Raw genomic sequence first — 24,108 nt, 5'->3', positions numbered from 1 at the left:
CGCGAGCGTGCGTGCGTGCCAGGCGCCGTCCGGCGGGCGGCAGTTTGACGGCAGGCCCTAGTGACCGGCTGCCAGTTCGCCGCTGAGCCTGTCGTGGAGGTGGGCGCTCGGGTCGTTGAGGCCGGTGATCTCGACGGTCTTGCCGCGCTGGGCGTATTTGGCCTCGATGGCGTCGAGGGCCGCGACGGACGAGGCGTCCCAGATGTGGGCCGAGCTGAGGTCGATGACGACCCGGTCCGGGTCGTTCGCGTAGTCGAACTGCCCGACGAGGTCGTTGGAGGAGGCGAAGAAGAGTTCTCCGGTGACCCGGTAGACGACGGTGGTGCGGTCGGGGTCGGTGACGGCGGTGACCTCGGCGAGGTGGGCGACGCGCTTGGCGAAGACGACCATGGCGGTGACGGAGCCGACGACGACGCCCACGGCGAGGTTGTGCGTGGTCACGACGCAGGCGACGGTGATCAGCATGACGGCGAGCTCGCCGGCGGGCATCCGCCTGAGCGTCCCGGGCGCGATGGAGTGCCAGTCGAAGGTCGCGAACGACACCATGACCATGACGGCTACCAGCGCGGCCATGGGGATGTCGGAGACGACCGGGCCGAAGACGATGCACAGCACCATCAGGAACGCGCCGGCGAGGAAGGTCGAGAGGCGGGTGCGGGCGCCGGACACCTTCACGTTGATCATGGTCTGGCCGATCATGGCGCAGCCGCCCATGCCGCCGAAGAAGCCGGTGACGATGTTGGCGATGCCCTGGCCGACGGACTCGCGGGTCTTGTCGGAGTGGGTGTCGGTGATGTCGTCGACGAGCTTCGCGGTCATCAGCGACTCCATCAGGCCGACCAGGGCCATCGCGAAGGCGTAGGGGGCGATCGTCGTCAGCGTGTCGAGCGTGAACGGCACGTCGGGCAGGCCCGGCACCGGCAGGGAGGACGGCAGATCGCCCTTGTCGCCGACGGTCGGCACCGCGATGGTGGCGCCGACGGTGATCGCGGTGAGGATGACGATCGAGACGAGCGGGGCAGGGATCACCGTGGTGATCTTCGGGAAGAGCACCATGAGGGCCAGGCCCCCGACGATCAGCGGGTAGACGGGCCAGGGCACGTCGGTCATCTCGGGGACCTGGGCCATGAAGATCAGGATGGCGAGCGCGTTGACGAAGCCGACCATCACCGAGCGCGGGATGAAGCGCATCAGCTTCGCCACGCCGAGTGCGCCGAGGGCGACCTGGAAGACCCCGGCCAGGATGACGGCGGCGATGAGGTAACCGAGTCCGTGCTCACGGTTGAGCGGGGCGATCACCAGGGCGACGGCGCCGGTGGCCGCGGAGATCATGGCCCGGCGCCCGCCGACGACGGAGATCACTACGGCCATGGTGAAGGAGGCGAACAGGCCGATCGCCGGGTCGACTCCGGCGATGATCGAGAACGAGATCGCCTCGGGAACCAGGGCGAGTGCGACGACCAGACCCGCCAGCACCTCGGTGCGCCAGACCTTCGGGTCGGAGATCCAGTCGGGCTTCAGGTCGCGCAGGCGCGCGGCCGGGGATGTGGCGGAGTGGGCAGAAGACAAGGAAGCGGCCTGTCGTGCTGGGGCGCACTCGCTGAGCGGGCGGGCGCGCGGGAATGTGGGCAGAGGGCCGGGTGGACCCTTGGGCCGACCCCGCGAGCGGAGCCGGAATACCTGAACGGGACGGAGCGACGACGCACAGCGGTGCGGCCGGGCTCACCTCCGAGGGCGAGGCCTCACGGCGGGCAGGCGGCGGCGCAGGGCGTCATGGGCTCGCGCACGCTCGTCTCCTGCGACAATCGGAACTTCGCCGAGGGCGCCATCGGCCTCGACACGGCACAGGCCGGGGCATCGCGGAGGAGCCTGTCGGCAGTAACTCTACCCTAACGTTAGGGTAGAGCGTGGAGGGTCCGCTCGGGCCGGCCCACGAAGAGCGAGAAGGATCAGAGGGATCACGGGCGTGGACGGCAAGCACATGCAGATCGGCGAGGTCGCCGCACGGACCGAGCTGTCCCTGCGCACCATCCGCCACTACGAGGAGACCGGCCTCGTCGTGCCCTCCGCCCGCTCGCAGGGCGGATTCCGCCTCTACACCGAGAAGGACGTCCAGCGGCTCATGGTCGTCCGCCGCATGAAGCCTCTCAGCTTCACCCTGGACCAGATGCGTGACCTGCTGGACGCCACCGACCGGCTCGACGGCGACGGTGCCGGCCTCGCTCCCGAGGAGCGAGAGGCCCTGCTCGACCGGGTCCGCGGCTACCAGCAGGCTGCCGCCGAGCAGGTCGCCAGGCTGCGCGTCCAGCTCGCCCGGGCCGAGGACTTCGAAGCCACTCTCCGTGGACGCCTGGAGCAGCCCGCGCCGCCATCGGACGCGTAGGCGGGCCCCGGCGCCACGCCGCCATGCCGTCTAGCATCGCCTGGTGGGTGCGATGATCCGGGGGGCCAGCCTGCGCGGGTTCGCGCGACTCGTCGAAGAGCTCGGCGGCGACCCCGCGGAGTTCCTGGGGCGGTTCGCGATCCCTCCCGAGGCGCTCGCCTCCGAGGACGGGCTCATCCCGATCACCAGCCACGACCTGATGCTCGACACGGTGGCCCGTGAGCTTCGATGCCCTGATTTCGGTCTCCGCCTGGCCTGCGCCCAGGACCTCAGCATCCTCGGCCGGCTGGCGCTGGCCGTTCAGGCGTCGTCCACGGTGTCGGAGGCGCTGGCCTGCGCGTCGCGGTTCATGTTCGTACACAGCCCGGTACTGAGCGTCGGTGTGGAGCCCGATCCGCGGGGGCGGCGGGAAGTGGTCGCGCTGACCTACCGGAAGGATCTGCGCGAGTCGCCGTACTCCCCGCAGGCCATGGAGCTCGGGCTCGGCCTCTTTCACCAGGTGGCGTCGGCCCTGGTCGGCGGCACGGCAGGGCTCCGGTCGGTGGAGCTGCCGCACCAGCCCCTTTCGCCGGTGTCGCGCTACACCGAATTCTTCGGCGCGGACGTCAAGTTCGGCTGCCCGGCCGCCGCGCTGCGGGTGGAACGGCGGCTGCTCGAAAAGGAGTTCCGCGGCGCGGACGAGGCGATCCGCCGGCTCGCCGTCGACTACCTGGCCGGCCATCACACCGACCCGGAGCGCCTGGTCTCCACACACGTCCGGCGGGCGCTCGCCGGGAGTATCGGCACCACCGCGGCGGCCATCGGCCCCGTGGCCCGGCTCCTCGCGATGCACCCCCGCACCCTGCAACGGCGGCTCGCCGCGGAGTCGACCGGCTTCGCCGAGATCCTCGAAGACGTACGGCGGGATCTCGCGCTGCGCTACATCACGACCACCGATCTGCCCTTCGGGCAGGTGGCGGCGATGGCGGGGTTCGCCGACCAGTCCGGTCTCGGCCACGCCGTACGGCGGTGGGAGGAAGCCAGCCCGGGAGAGGTCCGCCGCCGGGTCCGTGGCACTTCCTGAGATTGTCGTGCTGGAACAAACCCTGCCCGGCGCGGGAGGGCATTCTGCTGCTCCGACGACGAGAGCGACGAGAGCGAGGAGTGGCCCATGGCGACGTACCGAACCGACCACCTGACCGGGATCGGCGCGCGAGCGATCCCCGAGTTCGACGGCGTCCACGACGTGTGGCCGCGCGGCGAGCGGCTGCGGGCGGTCCGGGAGGCCGCCGCGGCGTACAAGGAGCGCTTCAAGGCCCAGGGGCAGGTGCGCGCGGTGAAGTCGGTGGACATCGCCGCTGCGCCGTACCCGGTGAAGTACGCCTTCCACGACGCCGTCTCGGTGCCCACGCTCCCGCTCATCTCGATGATCAACCGTATGGTCGTGGTCCAGTACGACGACTTCGACGGCCGGGCACGCACGCTGGTCTTCGAGCCGACGGTGCCGGACGGGTCCGCGGAGGCCCCTTTCTACCGCAACCTGCGGAAGATGACCGCCAAGGTCCCGGGCGGGAAAGTGATCGAGCGGACGGTTCTGCGCTACTACGCCGAACCCGGCGACGTCCTGCACGGGCTCGGGCTGGCCCCGGACGACATCGACTTCTGCACCTTCGACCACCTGCACGTCCAGGACCCGCGCATGATCCTGGGGTCCACCGAGACCATCGAGGGCGAGGCCGCGCCGCGCAAGCCGCTCTTCGGCGGTGCGCGGATGCTGGTGCACAGCCGCGAGCTGGCGACCCTGCGGTCGCTCCACCCGATGCAGTGGGCGTGGTACGTCGACGGCGGCCTGGGCGGCGTCGACCCGGACAAGTTCGTCACCTTCGACTCGGACATCGAGCTCGGGCCCGGCGTCGCACTGCTGTGGACCCCCGGGCACACCGACGGCAACCACTCGCTGGTGCTCAACACCCCTGATGGTGTGTGGGTTTCCTCGGAGAACGGGATCTCGCTGGACAACTGGCAGCCGGAGCTGTCCAGGATCCCCGGCGTGCGGCGTTACCACGAGAACTTCGGCCGGGAGATCTGCCCCAACGCCAACACGCTGGAGGACTCCCTCGACCAGTACGACTCGATGGTCAAGGAGAAGACCCTCGCCGACCGCTGCACGGCGGACCCGCGGTGGCTGCAGATCCTGCCCTCGACCGAACTCGCCCCCTGGAAGCGGTTCTGGCCGGTGGTGCCCACGTACGCCCACGGCGGCATCTCCTACGGGGAGATCAAGGGCGGTAGGCGATGAACCGCTCACCCGTGGGCGCGGTGGTCACCGGGGCGGGCCGCGGCCTCGGCAGGCTGATCGCCGCGATCCTGGTCGAGCGGGGCCATCGCGTGCTGGTCACCGACATCGACGAGGACGCGGCACACGCCACGGCGGCCGAGCTGGGCCCGGACGTTCTGTGGGCCGCCGTCGACGTGCGCGACGAAACCCGGACCGCCGCGGCGCGGGACCTCATCATGGCGCGGAGCGGCCGTCTCGATGTCTGGGTCAACAATGCCGGGGTCCTCGCCACCGGGCCCGCCTGGGAGCAGCCGTCCGAGGTGCGCCGGCTGATGCTGGAGGTCAACGGGCTCGGCACCGTCAACGGCACCGTCGCCGCGATCGAGGCCATGCGGGGCACCGGCGGGCACATCGTCAACGTCGTATCGCTGGCGGGACTGACCGCGGTCCCGGGCGAGGCGGTGTACGCCGCGTCCAAGCACGCCGCGATCGGCTTCAGCCTGAGCACACTCGCCGACCTGCGCCTGGCCGGGATCAAGGAGATCGACATCTCCTGTCTCTGCCCCGACGGCATCTGGACCCCGATGCTCCACGACAAACTCGACGACCCCGCCTCGGCACTGTCCTTCTCCGGCACACTGCTCGAACCCGAGGAGGCGGCCGCCGCGGTGCGCAAGGTGCTGGACCGCCCGCGCCCGGTCACCGCGATACCGCGCCGGCGAGGACTGCAGGTACGCCTGGCGGATGCCTTTCCCTCCCTCGGGCTGCGGGCCGTCCCGCTGGCCGTCGCACGGGGCAGGCGGGTGCAGCGGAAGATGCGGGCGGGGGCCGCGCCGAAGTAGTCAGCGGCTGCGCCCGGCGTGCGCCGGCCGGGTGCCGTACGCCGTTTTGTTCCGGGCGCTGGCCGTTCGGGGGAGTACGGCGTGCCGGGCGGCGGACACACGAGCAGAGTGGGAGTGCACGGCGGTCCTGGCCGCCCAGGGATCGAACGGAGTGGGGAGTCCGATGGCACCCGGGAGCGACGACCCTCTCGACGTGGGGCATTCGGCGGGGCTCGTGGTCGACGCGAGCGGCACGATCCTGCGGTGCACGCCGGCCGCGGAGTCCCTCCTCGGGCGCTCGGCGGCGGAGCTGCACGGCAGGCGGCTCCAGGATCTCCTCGCGGCGCCCGAGAGCTGGCCGACGGTCCTGGAGCAGCGCGACGGGCCGGTGTGGCAGGGCCGGGCGGTGCTGGCCCCGTCCCTCGGGGGCGAGGTGGAGTTCCGCGTGCTGCCCCTGACCGGCGAAGGGCCGGACGGCCGGGCACGGGAGTTCCTCGTGCTCGCCGCTCCGCACGTCCTGGTCGCACAGTGGCGCCAGGGCCACGCCTTCCTGCGGGAACTGTTCCTCCAGGACCGCATCGGACTCGCGGTGTTCGACAACGAGCTGCGGCTGGTACGGACGAACACCCATCTTCTGCCCTATCCGGGTGTGCCGGACGAGCTGTACGGGGCCCGGCTGGGCGACTTCCTCCAGGAGGCGGACGCCCGGGTGATCGACACCCGCCTGCGGAACGTCCTGACGACGGGAATCCCCCTGATCGGGTTCGAGGTCACGGTCCACACGCGGGTCGAACCGGGGGCGGGAAGGACCATGTCCCTCTCGGTGTTCCGCCTCCAGGGGGCGGACGGGCATGTCATCGGCGGCACGGGGCTGTTCGTCGATGTGACGGACCAGAAGCTCTCACGCTTCCGGCTCGACCTCCTGCACCGCGCGACGACGGTGCTCAGCACGAACCTGTCCGCCGAGGAGAGCGCCCGTGACCTGGCGGACGTGCTCGTCCCCGCGCTCGCCGACGTGGCGGTCGTCGATGTGGCCGAGGCGGTCTTCACCTACGACGAGCCCGCTCCCGAGGACCACGGCGACCACCTGGTGCGCCGTACGGCCACCGCCGGTGCCGTGCCCGACGGTTTCGCGACCGGCGCGGTGTTCGAGGTGAGCATCGGCGGGACGCTGTCCGACCGCATGTGGTCCGACCGGGCGGAGGAGGGCGCGGAGCCGGCCGACGCGCTCGGCCAGGCACACGGGATGAGTGCGTGGCTGCGAGCACGGGGATCGCTCCTCGGCCGCATCCGGGTGGGCCGCGGCCCGGACCGGCCGCCCTTCACCGCCGACGACCTCGATCTGCTGGCCGAGATCGCCTCGCGAGCCGCCCTCGTGGTGGACAACGCACGCCGCTACACCCGTGAGCGGAACGCCGCGGTCGGGCTGCAGCGCAGCCTGCTGCCGTCCCCGACGACCGACACGGCCACGGTGCACACGGCGAGCGTCTACCTTCCGACGGACACGGCGACGGGGGCCAGCGGCGACTGGTTCGACGTCATCCCGCTGTCCTCCGCACGGGTCGCGCTGGTCGTCGGCGACGTGGTGGGGCACGGTCTCCAAGCCACGGCGACGATGGCGCGCCTGAGGACCGCCGTGCGGACCCTGGCGGACCTCGACCTCGACCCCGACGAACTGCTGACGCACCTGGACGACCTCGTGTCCGCGCTCGCGATCGACTCCGAGGACGACGAGGCCGCCTTCGGGTCGTTCGGCGCGACCTGCCTGTACATGACGTACGACCCCGTCACCCGGCAGTGCCTGGTGGCCAGTGCGGGGCACCCTCCGCCCGCTCTGATGGATCCGGACGGCAGCGCCGCGCACATCGACCTCAGTCCCGGTCCACCGCTCGGGGTCGGTGGCCTGCCGTTCGAGCCCGTCGCGTTCGAGGCGGCGGACGGCAGCGTCCTCGCGCTCTGCACGGACGGCCTCATCACGCGCGGCCATGCCGATCCCGACGCGGGCATGACCGCCCTCCGGCACGCGCTCTCGGCGGCGCTCGTATCCGGCCGGTCCCTGGAGGAGATCGGTCCCGAGGTGGTCGGGGAACTGGTGCCCCGTCCACTGGCGGACGACGTGACGCTGCTGTTGGCGGAGGTGCGCGGGGTGCGCGCACGGGACCACGCTTCCTGGACCCTCGCGGCGGACCCGGCGGTGGTGTCCGAGGCACGCGCGCACGTGCTGGGCCAGCTGTCGCTGTGGGGTCTGGACGACCTGGCTTTCACCACGGAGCTGGTGGCCAGCGAACTGGTCACCAACGCCATCCGCTACGCGGGCGGGACCATCGGTCTGCGCCTGATCCGCGCGGCCTCCCTGATCTGCGAGGTCTCCGACGTCAGCAACACCCAGCCGAGGATGCGCCGGGCCCGTGCCACCGAGGAAGGCGGCCGCGGCCTGTTCCTGATCGCGCAGCTCACCGACCGGTGGGGGAGCCGGTACACGCGCTCCGGCAAGACCATCTGGACGGAGCAGGCGCTGCCGCCGAGCCCGTGACGTCCTGTCCACGGGGCCCTGACCGGGCGGCGTCGGCGGGGCGCCGCACGGCGCCGGAGGGAAGCGGAGTGACGGACCGGTACGGCGACTGCCCCGGCCCGTCACCCGCGGGCGGTACCCCGGGCGTCAGCCGGTGCGGTTGTAGATCGCCGTACCGGGGCAGGCCGTGACGCCGAGGCGGGTGCCGCAGCCGGAGTACTGGAGGGATCCGTTCCACCACGCCCAGCCGCCGATCGTGCGGCCGTTCAGCCAGGTGTACTGGCCGTTGTAGTTGGCGTCGTACGTGCGCAGGGCCCAGTGCACGTGGGCGCCGGTCGCGGAACCGCCGGCGCAGGTGTCGGTGCCGATGCTGCCGAGCAGGGCGCTGCGCGCGATCGACGTTCCGTTGTAGTAGGTCGTGTTGTGCAGGTGGTAGTAGTCCGTGGAGAAGCCGCCGGGGTGGATCACCCGGGTCCAGCCGCCGCCCGCGCCGCACATCGAGGTGGCCGTACCCTCACGCGACGAGCGCACCAGACCACTGGCGTTGCCGCCGGCGAAGTCGAGGGAGCTCCAGTAGCCGGTCGCACCGTCATGTGCGTGGGGGCCGCCGGTCAGGGTCATGTAGTAGTCGGGCATCCAGGGCAGCAGCAGCCCGTTGGTGTTGGCCAGGGCTCCGGCCGGCGAGGCCTGGGCGTCCGGGGTCACCTTGCGTTCGGCGTAGGCGGTCATCGTCCGCCGCTCCGCCGTGCCGACCAGCGGGGAGTCGGCCACGTGGTCGGCGAACTCGGGGTCGCCCTCCAGGCCCGACACCCACCGCCCGTCCTCGCGGTGGGCGATGTAGAGCCAGCCCTCCGGCGCACCGTGCCGCGTGCGCGACGCCTCGACGTAGGCGACGCCGCGGGCCCAGTCGCCCGAGACGTCGCGGACGTCGACGACCACCTTGCGGCCCTCGTCGGCGAGTTCGCCGACGGCGGCGCTCGGGGCGAGTTCCCTGGCGTCGTGGGACCGCGAGAGGACGTCCGCGGTGACGGCGTCCAACAGCGCCCGGCGTTCGGCGCCGAGACGGTCGGCGACGGCGGCCGGCATCTTCACGGCCACCCCGGCGGACGGGTGTCCGGCGCCGGCCGAGGAGTCCGCCGGAGCGGCGGGTGCGGCGGCGAGCAGTCCGGTGACGGCGAGGGCGGTGGCGGCGAGGGCGGTGACGGCGGTTCTCATGTACGCGGACACACTCGGTCTCGGCAGCACGGGAAATCCCCTGTCGTTGGTCGGTCGGTCGGATGGCCAGCTGGCTGATTGTCATGGACCTGATCGAGTGTGGTGCTCCTTGTCAACGCGCGTCAACCAGGCAGGACCGCCGCCATTTGTCGGCCCAATGGCGGCGGAGCGACCGGGCGTGGTTCCTTCGCCGATGGAGGCCGTGAGTTCGGACGTACGCCGTGGGCGGGCCGCGCGAACCGGCAGGATGGGGTGGCAGACGGCCCCTCCCCGGGGCGGCACGAGGAGGAGGTCACCCGCCATGGCCACGAAGCCCACGCCGTTCGACGAGCTCGACCGGAAGATCGTCGCGACCCTGATCGCGAACGCCCGGGCGAGTTTCGCCGAGATCGGCACGGCCATCGGGCTGTCGGCCACCGCCGTCAAACGCCGGGTCGACCGGCTGCGCGCCACCGGGGTGATCACGGGGTTCCGGGCGACCGTCCGCCCGGCCTCGCTCGGCTGGCGCACCGAGGCGTACATCGAGGTGTACTGCGACGGCGCGGCGCCACCCAGACGCCTGGCGGAGGTGGCGCGCAAGTACCCGGAGATCGCGGCGGCCATGACGGTGACCGGGGCCGCCGATGCCCTGCTCCACATCAGGGCCACCGATGTGGAGCACTTCGAGGAGGTGCTGGAGCGGATCCGCAGCGAGCCCTTCATCCGCAAGACGATCAGCTACATGGTGCTGTCCCACCTGCTGCCGGACAGCCCGGAGGCGGGAGCCAGCGAGCCCGCGCCGGGCGCCGGGAAGGGGCCGGGCGGCGACAGTGACGCACTGAACCTGCTCTGAGCGATGCATCTGCGCAGCATTCCTGCGTATGCGTGCAGCTCTTCGTTCTTGTCGGGCGTGCAGGCCGCTTTCTACGGTGAGGGCATCCCCATCGTCACCGGAGAAGGCGGAGGAGAACCGTGCCCGTAGAACGTGGCCCGCTGGACCATGGCCCGAGACTCAGGCGCTATCTGATGTGCGAGCCCCGCTATTTCGAGGTGCGCTACGCCATCAACCCGTGGATGGACACCGGCACACCGGTCGATCTCCCGCTCGCCCGTGACCAGTGGCTGACCCTGGTCGAGGCCTACCGGGGCCACGGCCACACCGTCGAGACGATCGCCCCGGTCGCCGGTCTGCCCGACATGGTGTTCGCGGCGAACGCGGCGCTCGTCATGGACGGCAAGGTCTTCGGCTCGTCCTTCCACGCGCCCGAGCGGCAGCCGGAGGCGGCGGCGTACGCGCGGTGGTTCAAGGAGGCCGGGTACGAGGTCCACCCCTCCCGGTCGGTCTGCGAGGGCGAGGGGGACCTCGTCGCGGCCGGACGGTACGTACTGGCGGGGACGGGCTTCCGTACGCACAGCTCCGCGCACCGCGAGGTGCAGGAGTTCTTCGGCAGGCCCGTGATCGGCCTCGACCTGGTGGATCCGCGCTTCTACCACCTGGACACGGCGCTGTTCCACCTCGGCGGGGAGCCGGACGGGGGCGGCGGGACGGACGCCGGGAACATCGCCTACTACCCGGCGGCCTTCTCCGCGGGCAGCCGCGAGGTCCTGCGGCGGCTCTACCCGGACGCGGTGATCGCCACGGAGGAGGACGCCCTGGCGTTCGGCCTCAACTCACTCTCCGACGGCCGTCACGTCTTCGTCGCACCGCAGGCCCACGGCCTGATCGACGAGCTCGCCCTCCGTGGCTATGTCCCCGTTCCCGTCGACCTTTCGGAGTTCCGCAAGGCCGGCGGGGGCATCAAGTGCTGCACCCAGGAGATCCGCTGATGACCGACACCGTCACCCCTTCCTCCGCCGCCTTTGAGACGCGCTCCTCGGAGCAGCTGATCCGGGCCGAGGCCCCGGTGCTCGCCCACAACTACCACCCGCTGCCCGTGGTCGTCGCCCGCGCGGAAGGCACCTGGGTCGAGGACGTCGAGGGCCGTCGCTACCTCGACATGCTGGCGGGCTACTCCGCTCTCAACTTCGGCCACCGCCACCCCGCCCTCATCGAGGCCGCGCACCGCCAGCTCGACGAACTCACCCTCACCTCACGCGCCTTCCACCACGACCGGCTGGCGGGTTTCGCCGAGCGGCTGGCCGCGCTGACCGGCCTCGACATGGTGCTGCCGATGAACACCGGCGCCGAGGCCGTGGAGAGCGCGGTCAAGGTCGCCCGCAAGTGGGCGTACGAGGTCAAGGGCGTCGCACCCGACCGGGCGACGATCGTCGTCGCCGACGGCAACTTCCACGGCCGGACGACGACGATCGTGAGCTTCTCGACGGACGGGACGGCCCGCGCCGGCTTCGGGCCCTTCACCCCGGGCTTCCGGGTCGTCCCGTACAACGACCTCGCCGCCCTGGAATCCGCCGTGGACGAGACGACGGCGGCCGTGCTGATCGAACCCGTCCAGGGCGAGGCCGGGGTCGTCATCCCGGACGACGGCTACCTCACCGGGGTCCGTGAGCTGACCCGGCGCACGGGGTGCCTGTTCATCGCCGACGAGATCCAGTCGGGCCTGGGGCGCACGGGCCGCACGCTGGCCCTCGACCACGAAGGCGTTGTCCCGGACATGCTGCTCCTGGGCAAGGCCCTGGGCGGTGGCATCGTCCCGGTCTCCGCCGTGGTCGCCCGCCGTGAGGTGCTCTCCGTGCTCGGTCCCGGTGAACACGGCTCGACGTTCGGCGGCAACCCGCTGTCGGCGGCGATCGGTTCGGCGGTCCTCGACCTGCTGGCCACCGGTGAGTTCCAGCGGCGGGCCGCCGAGCTGGGCGAGGTGCTGGACCGCGGTCTGGCCGCCCTCGTCGGCGCGGGCGTCACGGGCTACCGGGCCCGCGGACTGTGGGCGGGCGTGGACATCGACCCCGCGATCGGCACGGGCAGGGAGATCAGCGAGCGGCTCCTCGCCGAAGGGGTGCTGGTCAAGGACACCCACGGCTCGACGGTACGGCTGGCGCCGCCGCTGACCATCACCGAGGAGGAACTCGGGGCGGCGCTCACGGCCCTGAGGAAGGTGCTGTCGTAACGGCGCCGCGCCGGGGGCAGCGGTGCGGTCCCGGTCACGTACACCGGGCCGCACCGCTGCTGTACGAGTTGCTGCACGAGCTGTTGCACAAGCTGTTGCACAAGCTGCTGTACGAGTGGGGCGGTTGCCGTACGGACCGGTCAGTTCGTGACGGTCGGCTTCTCGGGCGCCAGCGAGTTGCCCGCGGGTATGCGGCCACAGCTGGTGGGGGCGGCCTTGCCCGCGAACCGGTCGTCGAGCCAGGACATCGCGCGCGGGGTCCAGTACGGCATGGCGCCGACATGGCTGAGCAGGTTGTACTGCTCGTACCGGATCGAGGTGTTGCCGGTGGCGCAGTACTGGTTGGCCAGCGCCCGCACATCTCCGGCGACCATCACACCGTCGCCCGTGCCGATGCCCGGGGGCCGGTTGAACGTTCCCTCCAGCACGCCCGCGTTTCCCTGCCCGATGAAACCGGGGACGGTCGGGGTGGCCGCCTCGCCGAGGTTGACCTTGTTGACCGCGTCGACGAAGGCGGGAATGGAGTTGGGGTCCTTGTACTCCGGCTTCGCCAGGTCCTTCCAGGTCAGCCCCGGGTAGCGGCCCAGCGCGTCGACGATCGAGCCGTGTTCGAGCTCCTCGAAGACCGCGATGCCCCTCGGGGTCAGATAGCGCTCGATGTCGATGTCGTAGGCACGGGACACGCCGATCACCGCCATCGGCAGCACACCGGTCCACACCACGGAGCCGTCTATGTACTTCAGGTTGTGCGCCGGCGCGACGAGCAGCCCGGCTTCGGCGAACCCGACCAGCTGCCGGTTCACCTCGGGGGCGTACTCGGGGGCCAGGGCCGCCGCCCAGTTGGTGGCGATGGCCCCGCCGGAGTAGCCGAGCAGGCCGAACCTGGTCCCGGCGTGCAGACCCGTCGCCCCGGCCCGGGTGCTCGCCCGGATCGAGTCGAGCGTGTTCGTCCCGTACGCGGGACCGGCCGCGAACTCGGCGGTCTGGCCCTCGGTGTCGGGGATGACGAGGTCGTAGCCCTTGAGCAACAGCGGTGCCATGACGACGGACTCGACGTTGGCGATGATTCCGCCGAGGGTGACCTTTCCGGCGATGGCCCGGGAGGGGCCGTCCTCGGGGTCGAGGGAGTCGTAGAACGACTGGTACGAGACGGCCTTGCTGCCGTCGCCGCGGTGACTGCGGACCACCGTGGTCACGTTGGCCGACGGCCGGCCCTGGGCGTCGGTCGTGCGGTAGAGCAGCTGGACGGCCTTGACCGGCGTCGGGATGCCGAGGACGTGATAGTCCAGCGTGCGCTTCTTCAGCACGTCGCCCGGCGCGTACGAGGACAGCGGCTCGCTGCCGTCGTAACGGTAGAACGGGTCGGACGCCTTGCCGTCGGTCTGCGCGGCTGCGAGGGGCGCGGCCTCGGCGGGTGTGGCCCAGGCCGTCGGCGCCGCGCCGACGGTGAGAGCGGTGACGACGGCGACGGCCAGCAGGCCGGCGGTGCTCCGGTTCATGATTCCCCCGGGATCCGAATCTGAGAGTGGATGAGGCGGCACTACCTGGCGGGCAAGGCGGAACAGCCCTTACCGCGAGGTAACTTACTGGGGGTAACGGTTCGCCGTACAGATGTGTGCGCAGGCTTCTCGGCCGCGCCGGGCCCTAGTGCTCGTTCCGGGACAGGTCCGCCAGCAGGAGCAGATGCTCCGGGGCCACCCCGGCGATGGCCTCGACCAACGGGGCCCAGGGGCCCAGGGCCAGTGCTTCGACGAGCAGGACGCGGCCCTCCGGTGTGGGGCCGTGGGCGCGGGCGATGGCTGCGAGGGCCTTGCTCCGGTGGCCCGGGTCGGTGATGGTGTCGGCCAGGGCGTGGGCTTCGTGCGGCGCGTCGGTCCGGGCCGATGCGCTGACGACCTTCTCCATGGCCTTGTCGCGCAGGCCGGGTACGGGGATCTCGTCGAGCAGGGCGACCGCGCCGGGGACGTCACCCCTGGCCGCCATGCCCGCCGCGAGGTGTATGAGGCTGCGATCGCCTTCGATGGTGCCCGCCAACTCCTCGGCGAGCCGTTCCGCCCACGCGTATTTGCCGGCCGCCACCAGTTTCTCCACGACACCGGAGCGGAAATCCGCCACCACCTCGTCCGGCAGGGAGTCCGTGAGAGCCAAGGCCTTGTCGAAGTCCCCGGCCGCCAGATAGGCGCCGGCCGCGCTGTATCTGTTCCACGCCTGCTGGTACGCGCTGTCCAGGGCGGCCGCGCCGTCCAGGAGCTCCCGGGCCACCTTCCTCGCCAGGTCGGGGTGGCCTGTTTCGCTGAAAGCCTCGGCCACGTGCTGCTGGGATTCCGCGTGTTCCGAGTGGTGCGCTCCCTCCCGTGCTTCTTCGAGCAGGGCGGACAGCATGGTCACCTTGTGGTCGTCCTGGCCGATCGCGTGCAGCCCTCCCGCCACGTCGACCAGACGCAGCAGCCGGGCATACCCGTCCTCCGCTTCGGCCGACTCCATCGCCCAGTTGACGAGCCGGTGTGCCTCGGCCTCGGCGCCCGCCGCCACCAAGGCCCTGGCGACGGCGATCTGCGCGGACACGCTGCCCCGGGGCGTCGTACGGTTCCGGGCGAGAACCGTCGCCGTAGCCGCCACGGCCTCGGCCTGTTCCCTCATGCCGGCCCGGAGGAGGAACTCCGACGTGCTGGTGAGGAGTCCCACCTGCCATACCTGGGCGTACACGACGTCGATCACCGTGAGCACCCGCCGGGCCAGCTGCTCGGTCTCCGCCGGGTCGGCGGACCGCGCCAGCTTCCTGCCGACAGCGACCAGAACACTGGCCCGGTCGACCGGATCGACGAGGCGGTCCACGACCTCCAGCGCCCAGTCCGTGGCACCGGCGCGCGCCGCCGCCCCGGCGGCGGCGCACAGCCCTTCGTCATGGTCGGCCGGATCGGGCAGGACCCGGGAGACCTGTTCCGCGCGCTCGTACTGCCCGGTCGTCGCCAGGCCCTCGGCCACCTGGGGGAAGAGCCACTCGACGCTCCGGGGGTCGTCGATCGCATGCGCCAACTCGGCCGCGTCACGGGCGATGCTCGCGGCGCGCTGCGCCAGACCTGGCGCCGGTGCGAGGCGTACGGCTATGTGACCGAGATTCTGGGCCTGCCGGAACGCCCCTTCGCCGTCCGAACGGTCCCGGACGGCCAGGTCGACCGTCTCCCGCGCCCGTTCCTCGTCCCCGAACAGGGAGAACGCGCAGGCCAGATCGGCGTACAGCTCGCCCTGCTCGACGCCGCGAACCGTCGCGACGGCGTGCAGCGCCTCGGCGAGGTGCGGAGCGATCGTCTCCGCCTCGCCCCGCCCGCCTGCCGCGTGGTCGTCGGCCGCCCGCCTGACCGTCGCGACGAGAGCCTTCGCCGACCGGTCCGTGCCCTCCATCTCCGCGACCGTCCGGAAGGCCTCGCTGTAGAGGCCCGCCTCCGCCAGCCCTTTCGCGATGGCCTCGAGGAAGCGGGCCTCGTCCTCGCGGCTGTCCGCGTCCGCCGCCAGCGCGTCCGCCCGCTCCCGGTGACCGGTGGTGGCGAGACAGGTGGCGACAGCGGTCAGGGCGCTCACCCGGTTGTACGACTTCCGTTGCGATTCCGCCAGGCTGATGGCCCGGCCGGTGTGCCCGAGCCGGGCCCACAGGCCGATGAGATCGGCGGGCAGGACAGCCGTCCGTTCGTGCAGTCCGTCGCGGGCCGCCGCCAGACGCAGAGCGGCCGAGACGTCCAGATCGCCCCGCTGTCTGCCGTGTGCCAGCAACTGGTCCAGCGAGGTCGACAGTTCACTGAGCGCCTCAAGGTCCGCCCCGGTGACCTGCCACAGCCGCTCGTGCCGTGCGGCGTCGCACACCAGCTCCACCAGCCGCCCGGTGTCGCCCAGTTCCCGCAGGAGCTGGGCGTAACCGCGCAGCAGGTACTCGGGCGTCGTGTCCGGCCAGCCCGCGCTCCGGTACGTCCGGGCCCACCGGTGCAGACGCGTGCGGCAGTCCGTCAGCTCCGCGTCCGTGATCAGGTCCGCGGCCCTGCGCTGGATCTCCTCATGGGCCAGGAGGTAGACCTCGGGACCGTCGGGCGCCCAGTGCACGGAGCGGCGGCGGAAGCTGCGGCCGGTCACCGCCGACAGTTCGCGCTCCACGAGGCGGGGGCGGCTTCCGGTCAGTTCGGCGATGTCGCTCGCGCTGAGACCACCGCCCGCCGCCACCGTCAGGCCGACCAGCTCACGGCCCAGTCCGCCGCCGTCGAGCAGGCGCAGCAGGTTCTGCTCCGCGTCCCAGCGGACCGCCTGGGCGTACGGGGAGGGCGCCAGCCAGTGGTTGATCTCCGTGGTCCGCAGCGGATGGTCGCCGGGCACGTCGCCCGGAACGGGCGGGTGCGGGCGCCCGGCCACGATGATCCGCATGCCGTGCGGGGGCGTACGGGGCAGCAGCGCGGCGATGCTGTGGCAGTCGGGACCGGCGGTGACGCCGTGGTCCTCGTCCAGCCCGTCCACCACCAGGACGAGCCGTCGGCCCTCCGCCGCGCAGCGCTCCGCCGCACGGTCCAGGGCGAGCCGCAGCTGTTCGTCCCGCGTGGCCGGCGTGCTCAGCGGCTCCTCCTCCCGCAACAGGGCGTACAGCTGCCGCTGGACGACCTCGCAGAAGGCGGCGGCGTCGTTCTGGCCCGCCATGCGGGAGGTGATGAAGAACGCCACGACGTCGATTCCGGCCGGCGGATTCAGGACGAACTCCGCCAGCAGGGCGGACTTTCCGGCCCAGGCGGGGGCCAGCCAGCGCCAGTAGTTCCTTTCGGAGACGTCTTCCGCAGGTGCCTCCGTGCTGAAGGACGCCAGTTCCGAGAGCTCGGCCCCACGTCCCCGGAATTCGGCCGCCGCCATCCTCTCGACCTGGAGAAGATAGCCCGATACGGCGGGCCGTCGCGGGGGAGAGGAAAGGGTCACCGGGCCGTTGATGACCCCGGTGTTGGAGAGAGCCGCGCCCCCTTGCGCCGACGCGTCGCCCGTTTCCCTCGCCCCGATCCTGCCGCCGGCCACAGCTCCGCCTACCCCTGCCGGAATCCGGTGTTCGCGCTGCCCCCGTCGGCTTCCGCGTCGCCGGTGTCGCTGACGGACACCGAGTCGGGTGCGGTGGTGGAGGCGGGAGCGACGAAGCCGGTGTTGGCCTCGCCGCCGCCGCGGGACACCGCCCTCCCCGTGCCCGAGACCTGCACGTCGGGGCCCCGGGCCGGGCCGAGCGCCCCGTACACGCCGACCCCCAGGGCGGCCACGCCGACCACGGCGGAGACCACTCCGGCCACCTGGTCGGCCCGGTCCCAGCTGAGGAAGGACAGCACTCCCGCGAGCACGGCGACCGCCAGGCCCGTCCACATCAGTACGGCTCTTCGGCCTCTGTTCACGCCGGTGTCCCCCCTCATTCGGAGGGCAACTCTACTGCTGAGGAATGGTGTTCGGGGTGGACTCCGGAGCGGGCGTACGTCCCGGTGCAAAGGTCCGCACCAGCGCTTTTCGCCGATCTCTCTACAGTTCTCGGCCAGTTCTGTAGAAAAGAGCACCACCGCCACTTCTTGTCGCGGCAGTTCCGGCTGCGCCAGAGTTCGAGGCGCGGCGACAGGAACATGTCATCGCCGCCGGGCAGTGTCCATGGAACACATCGCGCTTCCCCAGGCGCGGTGTGGCCACCCCCCCCATTGTCTGGACGCTCGCCTGCGTAGCGGAAGGAATCGCGTGAAGCACAGCAGGAAGAAGAACGCGCGCAGATACATCGTGGCCGCCTCGATCGGCGCCCTTCTGTCGGCCGGAGTCGCCACAGGGGCCTACGCCGGTTCGACGACGGATTCCTCGGCTCCCTCGGCCCCGGCGTACCAGCCGGAGATGGTCAAGGCGCTCGCCACCACCCTGGGCGTCAGCGAGAAGGCCGCGGTGCAGCGGCTGGACCGCGAGGCCCAGCAGCAGGACCGGTTCGCGGAGCTGCGGAAGGACCGGGTCGACACGCTCGGGGCCTTCTTCACCGCCGACGGCTCGCTGGTCGTCAACGCCGCCGACGCGGAGTCGGCCGAAGAGGTCCGCGCCGCGGGCCTCAAGGCCCGGGTCCCCGAGCGCGGTGAGACCAAGCTCGACCGCATCAAGGCCGAGCTCGACGCCAAGGCGCTCAAGAGCGCCCCGGCCGGGGTGTCCGCCTGGTCCGTCGACCTCGCTTCGGACACCGTGACCGTCGAGGTCAACGGTGACTCCGACGCCGCCACCCGGAGCTTCCTCAAGGCCGCGAAGAGCAACGGCGACGCCGTACGCGTGGTCAAGGGGCAGGAGAAGCTGGAGACCCAGGCCGTCGTTCCGCCCGGCAGCCGGATGACCTTCAACGGCTACCTCTGCTCCGTCGGCTACGGCGCCAAGGACCGTAACGGCAAGCAGGTGCTCGTCACCGCCGGGCACTGCATCGAGGACCTGCCCGAACTGGCCTACAACGGCACCCGGTTCGCCAAGGGCACGCACACCCGCTTCGCGCTGGGCACCCGCAGCGTGGACATGGGCATCGCCGCCGTCGACTCCGGCAACTCGATCGGCCTCGACGTCACCACGTACGGCAGGGCCGGCACCGTCCCGGTCAAGGGCAGCAAGCGGGCCCCCTCCGGCGCGGCGCTCTGCAAGTCCGGCCAGACCACCCAGTGGACCTGCGGCAAGGTCGGCTCGTACAACGTCAGCGTCACCTACACCGACCAGAACGGCGGCCCGGACACCGTCGTGACCGGCCTGGCCAGCTCCAGCGTCTGCACCCAGGGAGGGGACAGCGGAGGCGCGTACATCTCCGGTGACCAGGCCCAGGGCATGACGTCCGGCGGTCCCAGCAACCAGCGTTGCAACGGCCAGGTCAACTCGCCCGGCTCGTCCTACTTCCAGCCGCTCGACGACGCCCTCGCGTACTACGGGCTGACGCTCAACACCAAGTAGTCCCACCGCAGGAACAGACCGGCAGAAAAGGCCACCCCCCAGACGCGGGAGACCGTCCACTCATCCTGGGCGGTCTCCCGTTCCATCTGTTCCCGTTCCAGCCGCTTTCGTTCCGGCCGCTTCCGTTCCGCCCGTTCCGCGTCCGTAGTCCCACTCCACCCCGTGGACACCGGGCTTGCACCGGGAGGTGAGCACATGGACGTTGTGCGCGTCGCTCAGCGGGATGCGCCGCCGGCCGCGCGGCGGGGCGCCGACCTTCTCCCGTACGTAGCGGTGGCAGTCCGTCGGCAGGGCGGCCGGGTGGAAGAAGACCTGCTGGAGGTATTCGTGGAGGTTCGTCCGCGACCAGCGTTCGTAGTGGGTGGCCGGAGTGTCGGACGGGCTCACATCGACCGCGTAACTCACCACCGTGGTGTCCAGCTTGGCCAGTTCCCGGCCGAAGTGGATCTCCAGCACCAGGGACTTGAGCCCCTTCAGGTACGTGGCCTCGACGAGGCGTCCGCAGGTGACCCTGATGTCGACGGGCTCGGCCGCCTCGTCGTCGAAGCTGAGCACGAAGATCGCCCGGTCCGCCCCCGCCCGGCTGGCCCGCAGCACGTTCGTGGTGGAGATCCCGCTCAGCGTGCCGGTCTCGCCGACCCTGACGATGTCGTGGACCATCAGCGAGCTGGTCTCCTGGTTGAAGTGGCGGAAGCGGGCGCCGAGCGCCTTCTCCACCACCGAGTCCTCGCCGAGGATCTGCAGCGCCGCACCCTCCGCGTCGGGCGGGGTGGTCCGGCCGCGCGGCCGGCGCGGTCCGAGCAGCGAGCGCAGGGCTCCGGCGGGCAGCTCCAGGATCTCCTCCAGCACCTCCACCGCCCGCAGCGACCGGGCCCGTTCGGGCTGGCTGCGGCCGCGCTGCCAGCTGCTGAGGGTCGCCTGGCTGATGGTGATGCCGCGCACCCTGAGCCGCTCGCTCACCCGCTCCAGGGACAGCCCGCGGCGGTTCAGCGCCTCCCGCAGGACGCCGGGGAAGGTGTCGGCGCCGGTCGCCGCCGCGTGCAGGGCCGAGGCGGTGATGGCCTCGCCCGTCCGCGCCGCGGTGACATGCGCCTCGGTGGGGCGTGGGTCGGTGAGGCACGTATCGGTGACCCGCGCTTCGGGGGCGCGCGTCTCGTCGGTGTCCGTTCTGCTCGACATGTCCCTCCCGTTTCCGGCACTCTCTCGGCGGGACGGCCGACAGGCCCCCGCATACTGGTGGACCACCGGACGGGTGGCGGATAACAAATCCCTCAGGGGTGACCTGTCCCACATCCGGCGGCGAACCGAACGAAGGGCGTGAACGGCGTGGACAGCACCGCTCTGGTCATCGCGGCGAGGAACGGCGACCGGGCCGCCGGGGAACGGCTGGCATCCCAGTACCTCCCCCTGGTCTACAACGTCGTCGGGCGCGCCCTCAACGGCCATCCGGACGTGGACGACGTCGTGCAGGAGACCATGCTCCGGGCGCTGTCCGGACTGCCCTCGCTGCGCGATCCCGCCCGCTTCCGCTCCTGGCTCGTCGCCATCGCCATGAACCAGGTCCGCACCCGATGGTCCGGTCTCGGCCACCGCCCCGCCCCGCTGGAGGAGACCAACGACCCCGCCGACCCCGCCGCCGACTTCGTCGACCTGACGATCCTGCGCCTCGAACTCTCCGGGCAGCGGCGTGAGACGGCCGAGGCGACCCGCTGGCTGGACGACGCCGAACGCGATGTGCTGGCGCTGTGGTGGCTGGAGACGACCGGCGACCTCACCCGGTCCGAGCTGGCCGAGGCGCTGGGCCTTTCCCCGCAGCACGCCGCCGTACGCGTGCAGCGGGTGAAGAACCAGCTCGACGTCGGCCGCACGGTCGTCCGGGCCCTGGCCGCCGACCCCCGCTGCCCGGCCCTGGAGGACCTGCTGGGCGACTGGGACGGTACGCCGACGCCGCTGTGGCGCAAGCGGATCGCCCGCCATGTACGCGGCTGTGCCTCCTGCTCCGACGGCAGTACGGGGCTGGTTCCGCCGGAGGGCCTGCTCTCCGGGCTCGCCCTCGTGGTGCCGCTCTACGACAGCGGGCAGTCGGCGGCGGCCTTCGCCTCCTCGGCCGCGGCATCGGCCTCGTCCGCCGGGCCGGCCACCGGGTCCGCCGTGACCTCGTCGGCCGCGGCCCCCTCCGCGACCGCTCCTTCCGCGTCCGCCGCGTTCTCGGCCGGGAAGGCGGCGGGGCTGATAGCCGGGGCGGCCGCCGTGACCGCCCTCGCCGTACTGATCTGGCCCTCCGCCCCCGCCCCGCCCGAAGCCCGGGGCGGCGGCGCCACCCACAGCCCCGCGCCCCCGCCGCCCGCGGACGCCCCCGCCGAGCCGCTGCCCTCGCCCTCCACGGTCTCGCCCACGCCGTCGCCGTCGCCGAGCCGTACGGCTGCCGCCTCCCGGCCGCCCGCCGCCACCCCCTCGCCCTCCGCGTCGCCCGCGCCCGGCAAGCCGCGCCCCGGTCCGGACACCGGTGTGGTCACCCGGGTCAACACCCTGCGCGCCGCGAACGGCTGCCCGGAGCTGGAGACCGACCCCCGGCTGACCGAGATCGCCCAGCGGCACTCCGAGGACATGGCCGCACAGAACTACTTCGGCCACACCGACTCCTCGGGCCGGGACGCGGGCGACCGGGTCGGCGCCACGGGCTACGACTGGTCGGCCGTGGGCGAGACCATCGCGACCGGGATGAGCGACCCGGCGGCGGTCGTCGAGGAGTGGCGCAACAGCCCCGGCCGCGACGACGACATCTTCAACTGCGACTTCGTCCACGTGGGCGTGGGCATCGCCGACTCCCCGCGCGGCCCCTACTGGACCCAGGTGCTGGCCACTCCGAGGTGAGCGGCCGGGCCGGTTGTCAGTGGCGGGTGCCAGACTCGGTCGGCACAGGGGAACAGCGTGGGGAGCACCATGGAGAACAGGGCGAACAAGGCGAGCGATGTGCGGCTCAGGGACGTCGTGGAGGCGGACCTGGAGGCGTTTCTCGCGTACGAGCACGACCCGGAGGCGGTCCGCAGATCGCGGTTCCCTCCCCGGGAGCGGGACGCGTTCATGGCGCACTGGAAGACGCGGGTGCTGGGCGACCCCGCGAACCTCGTGCAGACGGTCGTCGTGGACGGTGAGCCGGCGGGGAACATCGTGGCCTGGTGGGAGGAGGACCGGCGCTTCATCGGCTATTGGTTCGGCCGTCCGTACTGGGGCCGGGGCATCGGCACCGAGGCGCTGACCGCGTTCCTGGAGCGGGAGACGGCCCGCCCGTTGTACGCGGACCCCGCTGTCGGGAACACCGGATCGGTGCGCCTGCTGGAGAAGTGCGGGTTCGTGGCGACCGGCACGCTGAAGCACGGGGAGAACGAGCACGTCCTCCTGGTGCTGGGCGGGGACACGTGATCAACCGCCCTGCCCGGGTGGTTACTTGAATGTGGGGCGGCGTACGCTTTCCGGGGTGCCGGCGGAGGTCCCGGCCCCGGTTCCGTACGGAGGAGTGGCTTCTGTGACGTCCGCCCCGCAGCGCGACCCGATCGACACGGGCAAGCCCCACCCGGCGCGCGTCTACGACTGGCTGCTCGGCGGCAAGGACAACTACGCGGTCGACCAGGAGGTCGGGGAGAAGCTGCCCGCCGAGGCGAGGGCCAACGCCGCGCGGAACCGGGCCTTCATGCACCGGTCCGCCGCCTGGCTGGCGCGGCAGGGGGTGGACCAGTTCCTGGACGTGGGCACCGGGATACCGACCGCCCCCAATCTCCACCAGATCGTCCAGCGGATCACTCCGACGGCCCGGATCGTCTACGCGGACAACGACCCCATCGTCCTGCGGCACGCGGAGGCGCTGCTGGTCAGCAGCCCCGAGGGGGCGACGGACTATCTGCACGCGGATGTGCGCGAGCCGGAGGCGATCCTCGAACAGGCGAGGAAGGTGCTGGACTTCGACCGGCCGATCGCCCTGTCGCTGATCGCGCTGATGCACTTCCTGCGGGACGAGGAGGATCCGTACGGCATCACGCGGACGCTCGTCGGCGCGCTGGCCCCGGGCAGTTTCCTCGTGCTGTCGCACGGCACGGCCGACCAGCACCCGGAGCTGCGGGAGGAGACGGAGAAGGCGTACCGGAAGGGGGCCATCGCCCTGCGGATGCGGACCCGCGCGGAGGTCGAGCCGTTCTTCGAGGGGCTGGAGCTGGTCGCGCCGGGTCTGGTGCCCGCCGCCGAGTGGTACCAGGAGCAGCCCGCGCCCGCCCAGGAGCGCAGTGGGTTCTACGTGGGGGTCGGCCGGGTGCGCTGACCGGGGGTCGCACGGGGGCGCCGACCTCCGCCCCGGAGGTTCGCACGGGGGCGCCGACCCCCGCCCCGGAGGGTGGTGTCTCCGGGGCGAAGGATCACGCTCCGGGCTGCCGGAGCGGCTTGGCCATGCAGATGCTGCTGTCGTACTCCCGGTAGTGGCCGAACTTCACTTCGCAGACGGTGTAGCCGCACGAGGTGTACAGCGCGACGGCCTCGGGCTGCTGGTCGCCGGTCTCCAGGACCATCCTGGTCCGGCCCGCGGCCCGGGCGTCCTCCTCCAGGGCGGCCAGCATCCGCCGGGCCAGGCCCCGGCCGCGGCCCTCGGGGATCACGAACATCCGCTTGATCTCGGCGTCGCCGTCCTCGTAGCCGTCGGCGTTGCGGTTCTGGGTCCGCCAGCCGCCGGTCGCCACCGGGCGCTCCTGCTCGTCGTAGGCGAGCAGATACAGACCGTGCGGCGGTACGAACATCGACGGGTCGAGCGGTGTGACATCGCCCTCGTCGCCGTAGCGCACGGCGTATTCGAGCTGCACCTGGTCGTTGAGTTTGACGGCGTCGGGGTGGTCGAAGGGCCGAGAATGAATAAGCATGCTGGATATCGTATATCTGTGCGTCGG

At 71.8% G+C, this 24,108-nt stretch carries 19 protein-coding genes; 12 read left to right on the top strand and 7 right to left on the bottom strand.

Translation table 11 applies throughout. The features are described 5' to 3' along the window. Positions 1 to 57: 57 nt before the first annotated feature. Positions 58 to 1,569, bottom strand: coding sequence for a SulP family inorganic anion transporter (locus KV381_RS14495; protein WP_030078509.1), 1,512 nt, complete (start codon positions 1,567 to 1,569; stop codon positions 58 to 60). A 397-nt stretch (positions 1,570 to 1,966) separates the two neighbouring features. Here KV381_RS14495 and KV381_RS14490 point away from each other — a divergent pair, with 397 nt between their 5' ends. The 5 genes from KV381_RS14490 (at position 1,967) to KV381_RS14470 (ending at position 7,994) form a co-directional block, all read left to right on the top strand. Next, positions 1,967 to 2,383: a MerR family transcriptional regulator gene (locus KV381_RS14490; protein ID WP_193463133.1), complete on the top strand. Its 417-nt coding sequence runs from the start codon at positions 1,967 to 1,969 to the stop codon at positions 2,381 to 2,383. Positions 2,384 to 2,435: 52 nt separating this feature from the next. Further along, positions 2,436 to 3,446, top strand: a complete 1,011-nt coding sequence (locus tag KV381_RS14485; protein ID WP_086777311.1) for an AraC family transcriptional regulator — start codon at positions 2,436 to 2,438, stop codon at positions 3,444 to 3,446. Positions 3,447 to 3,533: 87 nt separating this feature from the next. Next, on the top strand, positions 3,534 to 4,661 hold the full coding sequence (locus KV381_RS14480; RefSeq protein WP_218785347.1) for a hypothetical protein: 1,128 nt from the start codon (positions 3,534 to 3,536) through the stop codon (positions 4,659 to 4,661). Beyond that, positions 4,658 to 5,482 (top strand): SDR family oxidoreductase, encoded by an 825-nt coding sequence (locus KV381_RS14475; protein WP_218785346.1) that lies wholly within the window; start codon positions 4,658 to 4,660, stop codon positions 5,480 to 5,482. Before KV381_RS14480 ends, KV381_RS14475 begins: the two co-directional genes overlap by 4 nt. 163 nt (positions 5,483 to 5,645) lie before the next feature. Then, the gene (locus KV381_RS14470; protein ID WP_218785345.1) at positions 5,646 to 7,994 is read left to right on the top strand and encodes a SpoIIE family protein phosphatase; all 2,349 of its coding nucleotides are present in this window, start codon (positions 5,646 to 5,648) and stop codon (positions 7,992 to 7,994) included. A 126-nt stretch (positions 7,995 to 8,120) separates the two neighbouring features. On the opposite strand, the gene KV381_RS14465 is transcribed toward KV381_RS14470, so the two are convergent. Further along, entirely contained in the window at positions 8,121 to 9,188 is a 1,068-nt protein-coding gene (locus tag KV381_RS14465) for a M23 family metallopeptidase (RefSeq protein ID WP_030624838.1), read from the bottom strand. A gap of 301 nt (positions 9,189 to 9,489) precedes the next feature. Between KV381_RS14465 and KV381_RS14460 the strand changes: the two genes are divergently transcribed. The 3 genes from KV381_RS14460 (at position 9,490) to rocD (ending at position 12,232) form a co-directional block, all read left to right on the top strand. Further along, positions 9,490 to 10,020: an Lrp/AsnC family transcriptional regulator gene (locus tag KV381_RS14460; protein ID WP_030078502.1), complete on the top strand. Its 531-nt coding sequence runs from the start codon at positions 9,490 to 9,492 to the stop codon at positions 10,018 to 10,020. A gap of 173 nt (positions 10,021 to 10,193) precedes the next feature. Beyond that, positions 10,194 to 10,994, top strand: a complete 801-nt coding sequence (gene ddaH, locus KV381_RS14455) for a dimethylargininase (protein WP_218787227.1) — start codon at positions 10,194 to 10,196, stop codon at positions 10,992 to 10,994. Then, positions 10,994 to 12,232 (top strand): ornithine--oxo-acid transaminase, encoded by a 1,239-nt coding sequence (gene rocD, locus KV381_RS14450; RefSeq protein WP_193463129.1) that lies wholly within the window; start codon positions 10,994 to 10,996, stop codon positions 12,230 to 12,232. Before ddaH ends, rocD begins: the two co-directional genes overlap by 1 nt. A 140-nt stretch (positions 12,233 to 12,372) precedes the next feature. On the opposite strand, the gene KV381_RS14445 is transcribed toward rocD, so the two are convergent. From KV381_RS14445 to KV381_RS14435, 3 genes are all read right to left on the bottom strand, one after another. Next, positions 12,373 to 13,731: a lipase family protein gene (locus KV381_RS14445; protein WP_030624848.1), complete on the bottom strand. Its 1,359-nt coding sequence runs from the start codon at positions 13,729 to 13,731 to the stop codon at positions 12,373 to 12,375. A 145-nt stretch (positions 13,732 to 13,876) separates the two neighbouring features. Next, complete coding sequence (locus KV381_RS14440; protein WP_256995068.1) at positions 13,877 to 17,113, bottom strand: hypothetical protein; 3,237 nt, start codon at positions 17,111 to 17,113, stop codon at positions 13,877 to 13,879. Between the two features lie 164 nt (positions 17,114 to 17,277). Next, positions 17,278 to 17,631 (bottom strand): hypothetical protein, encoded by a 354-nt coding sequence (locus KV381_RS14435; RefSeq protein WP_256995067.1) that lies wholly within the window; start codon positions 17,629 to 17,631, stop codon positions 17,278 to 17,280. Positions 17,632 to 17,959: 328 nt separating this feature from the next. Between KV381_RS14435 and KV381_RS14430 the strand changes: the two genes are divergently transcribed. Further along, on the top strand, positions 17,960 to 19,180 hold the full coding sequence (locus KV381_RS14430) for a S1 family peptidase (protein WP_030624868.1): 1,221 nt from the start codon (positions 17,960 to 17,962) through the stop codon (positions 19,178 to 19,180). 60 nt (positions 19,181 to 19,240) lie between these two features. Here KV381_RS14430 and KV381_RS14425 read toward each other — a convergent pair whose 3' ends face one another. After that, complete coding sequence (locus KV381_RS14425) at positions 19,241 to 20,359, bottom strand: helix-turn-helix transcriptional regulator (protein WP_256995066.1); 1,119 nt, start codon at positions 20,357 to 20,359, stop codon at positions 19,241 to 19,243. 138 nt (positions 20,360 to 20,497) lie between these two features. Between KV381_RS14425 and KV381_RS14420 the strand changes: the two genes are divergently transcribed. From KV381_RS14420 to KV381_RS14410, 3 genes are all read left to right on the top strand, one after another. Continuing rightward, positions 20,498 to 22,054, top strand: a complete 1,557-nt coding sequence (locus KV381_RS14420) for a sigma-70 family RNA polymerase sigma factor (RefSeq protein ID WP_218785343.1) — start codon at positions 20,498 to 20,500, stop codon at positions 22,052 to 22,054. A gap of 69 nt (positions 22,055 to 22,123) precedes the next feature. Next, a complete protein-coding gene (locus KV381_RS14415; protein WP_030624873.1) occupies positions 22,124 to 22,603 on the top strand; it encodes a GNAT family N-acetyltransferase in 480 nt (159 codons plus the stop codon). 103 nt (positions 22,604 to 22,706) lie between these two features. Next, complete coding sequence (locus tag KV381_RS14410) at positions 22,707 to 23,492, top strand: SAM-dependent methyltransferase (protein ID WP_030078484.1); 786 nt, start codon at positions 22,707 to 22,709, stop codon at positions 23,490 to 23,492. A 94-nt stretch (positions 23,493 to 23,586) separates the two neighbouring features. Here the strand turns inward: KV381_RS14410 and KV381_RS14405 are convergent, their stop codons facing one another. Continuing rightward, positions 23,587 to 24,081, bottom strand: a complete 495-nt coding sequence (locus KV381_RS14405) for a GNAT family N-acetyltransferase (RefSeq protein ID WP_030078482.1) — start codon at positions 24,079 to 24,081, stop codon at positions 23,587 to 23,589. Between the last annotated feature and the right edge of the window lie 27 nt (positions 24,082 to 24,108).

This window comes from Streptomyces sp. WY228 (assembly GCF_019287315.1).
In the GTDB taxonomy this organism is placed as follows: Bacteria; Actinomycetota; Actinomycetes; order Streptomycetales; family Streptomycetaceae; genus Streptomyces; species Streptomyces caviscabies.
The sequence above is the reverse complement of the archived record's forward strand: the minus strand, read 5'-3'. Positions and strand labels throughout refer to the sequence as shown.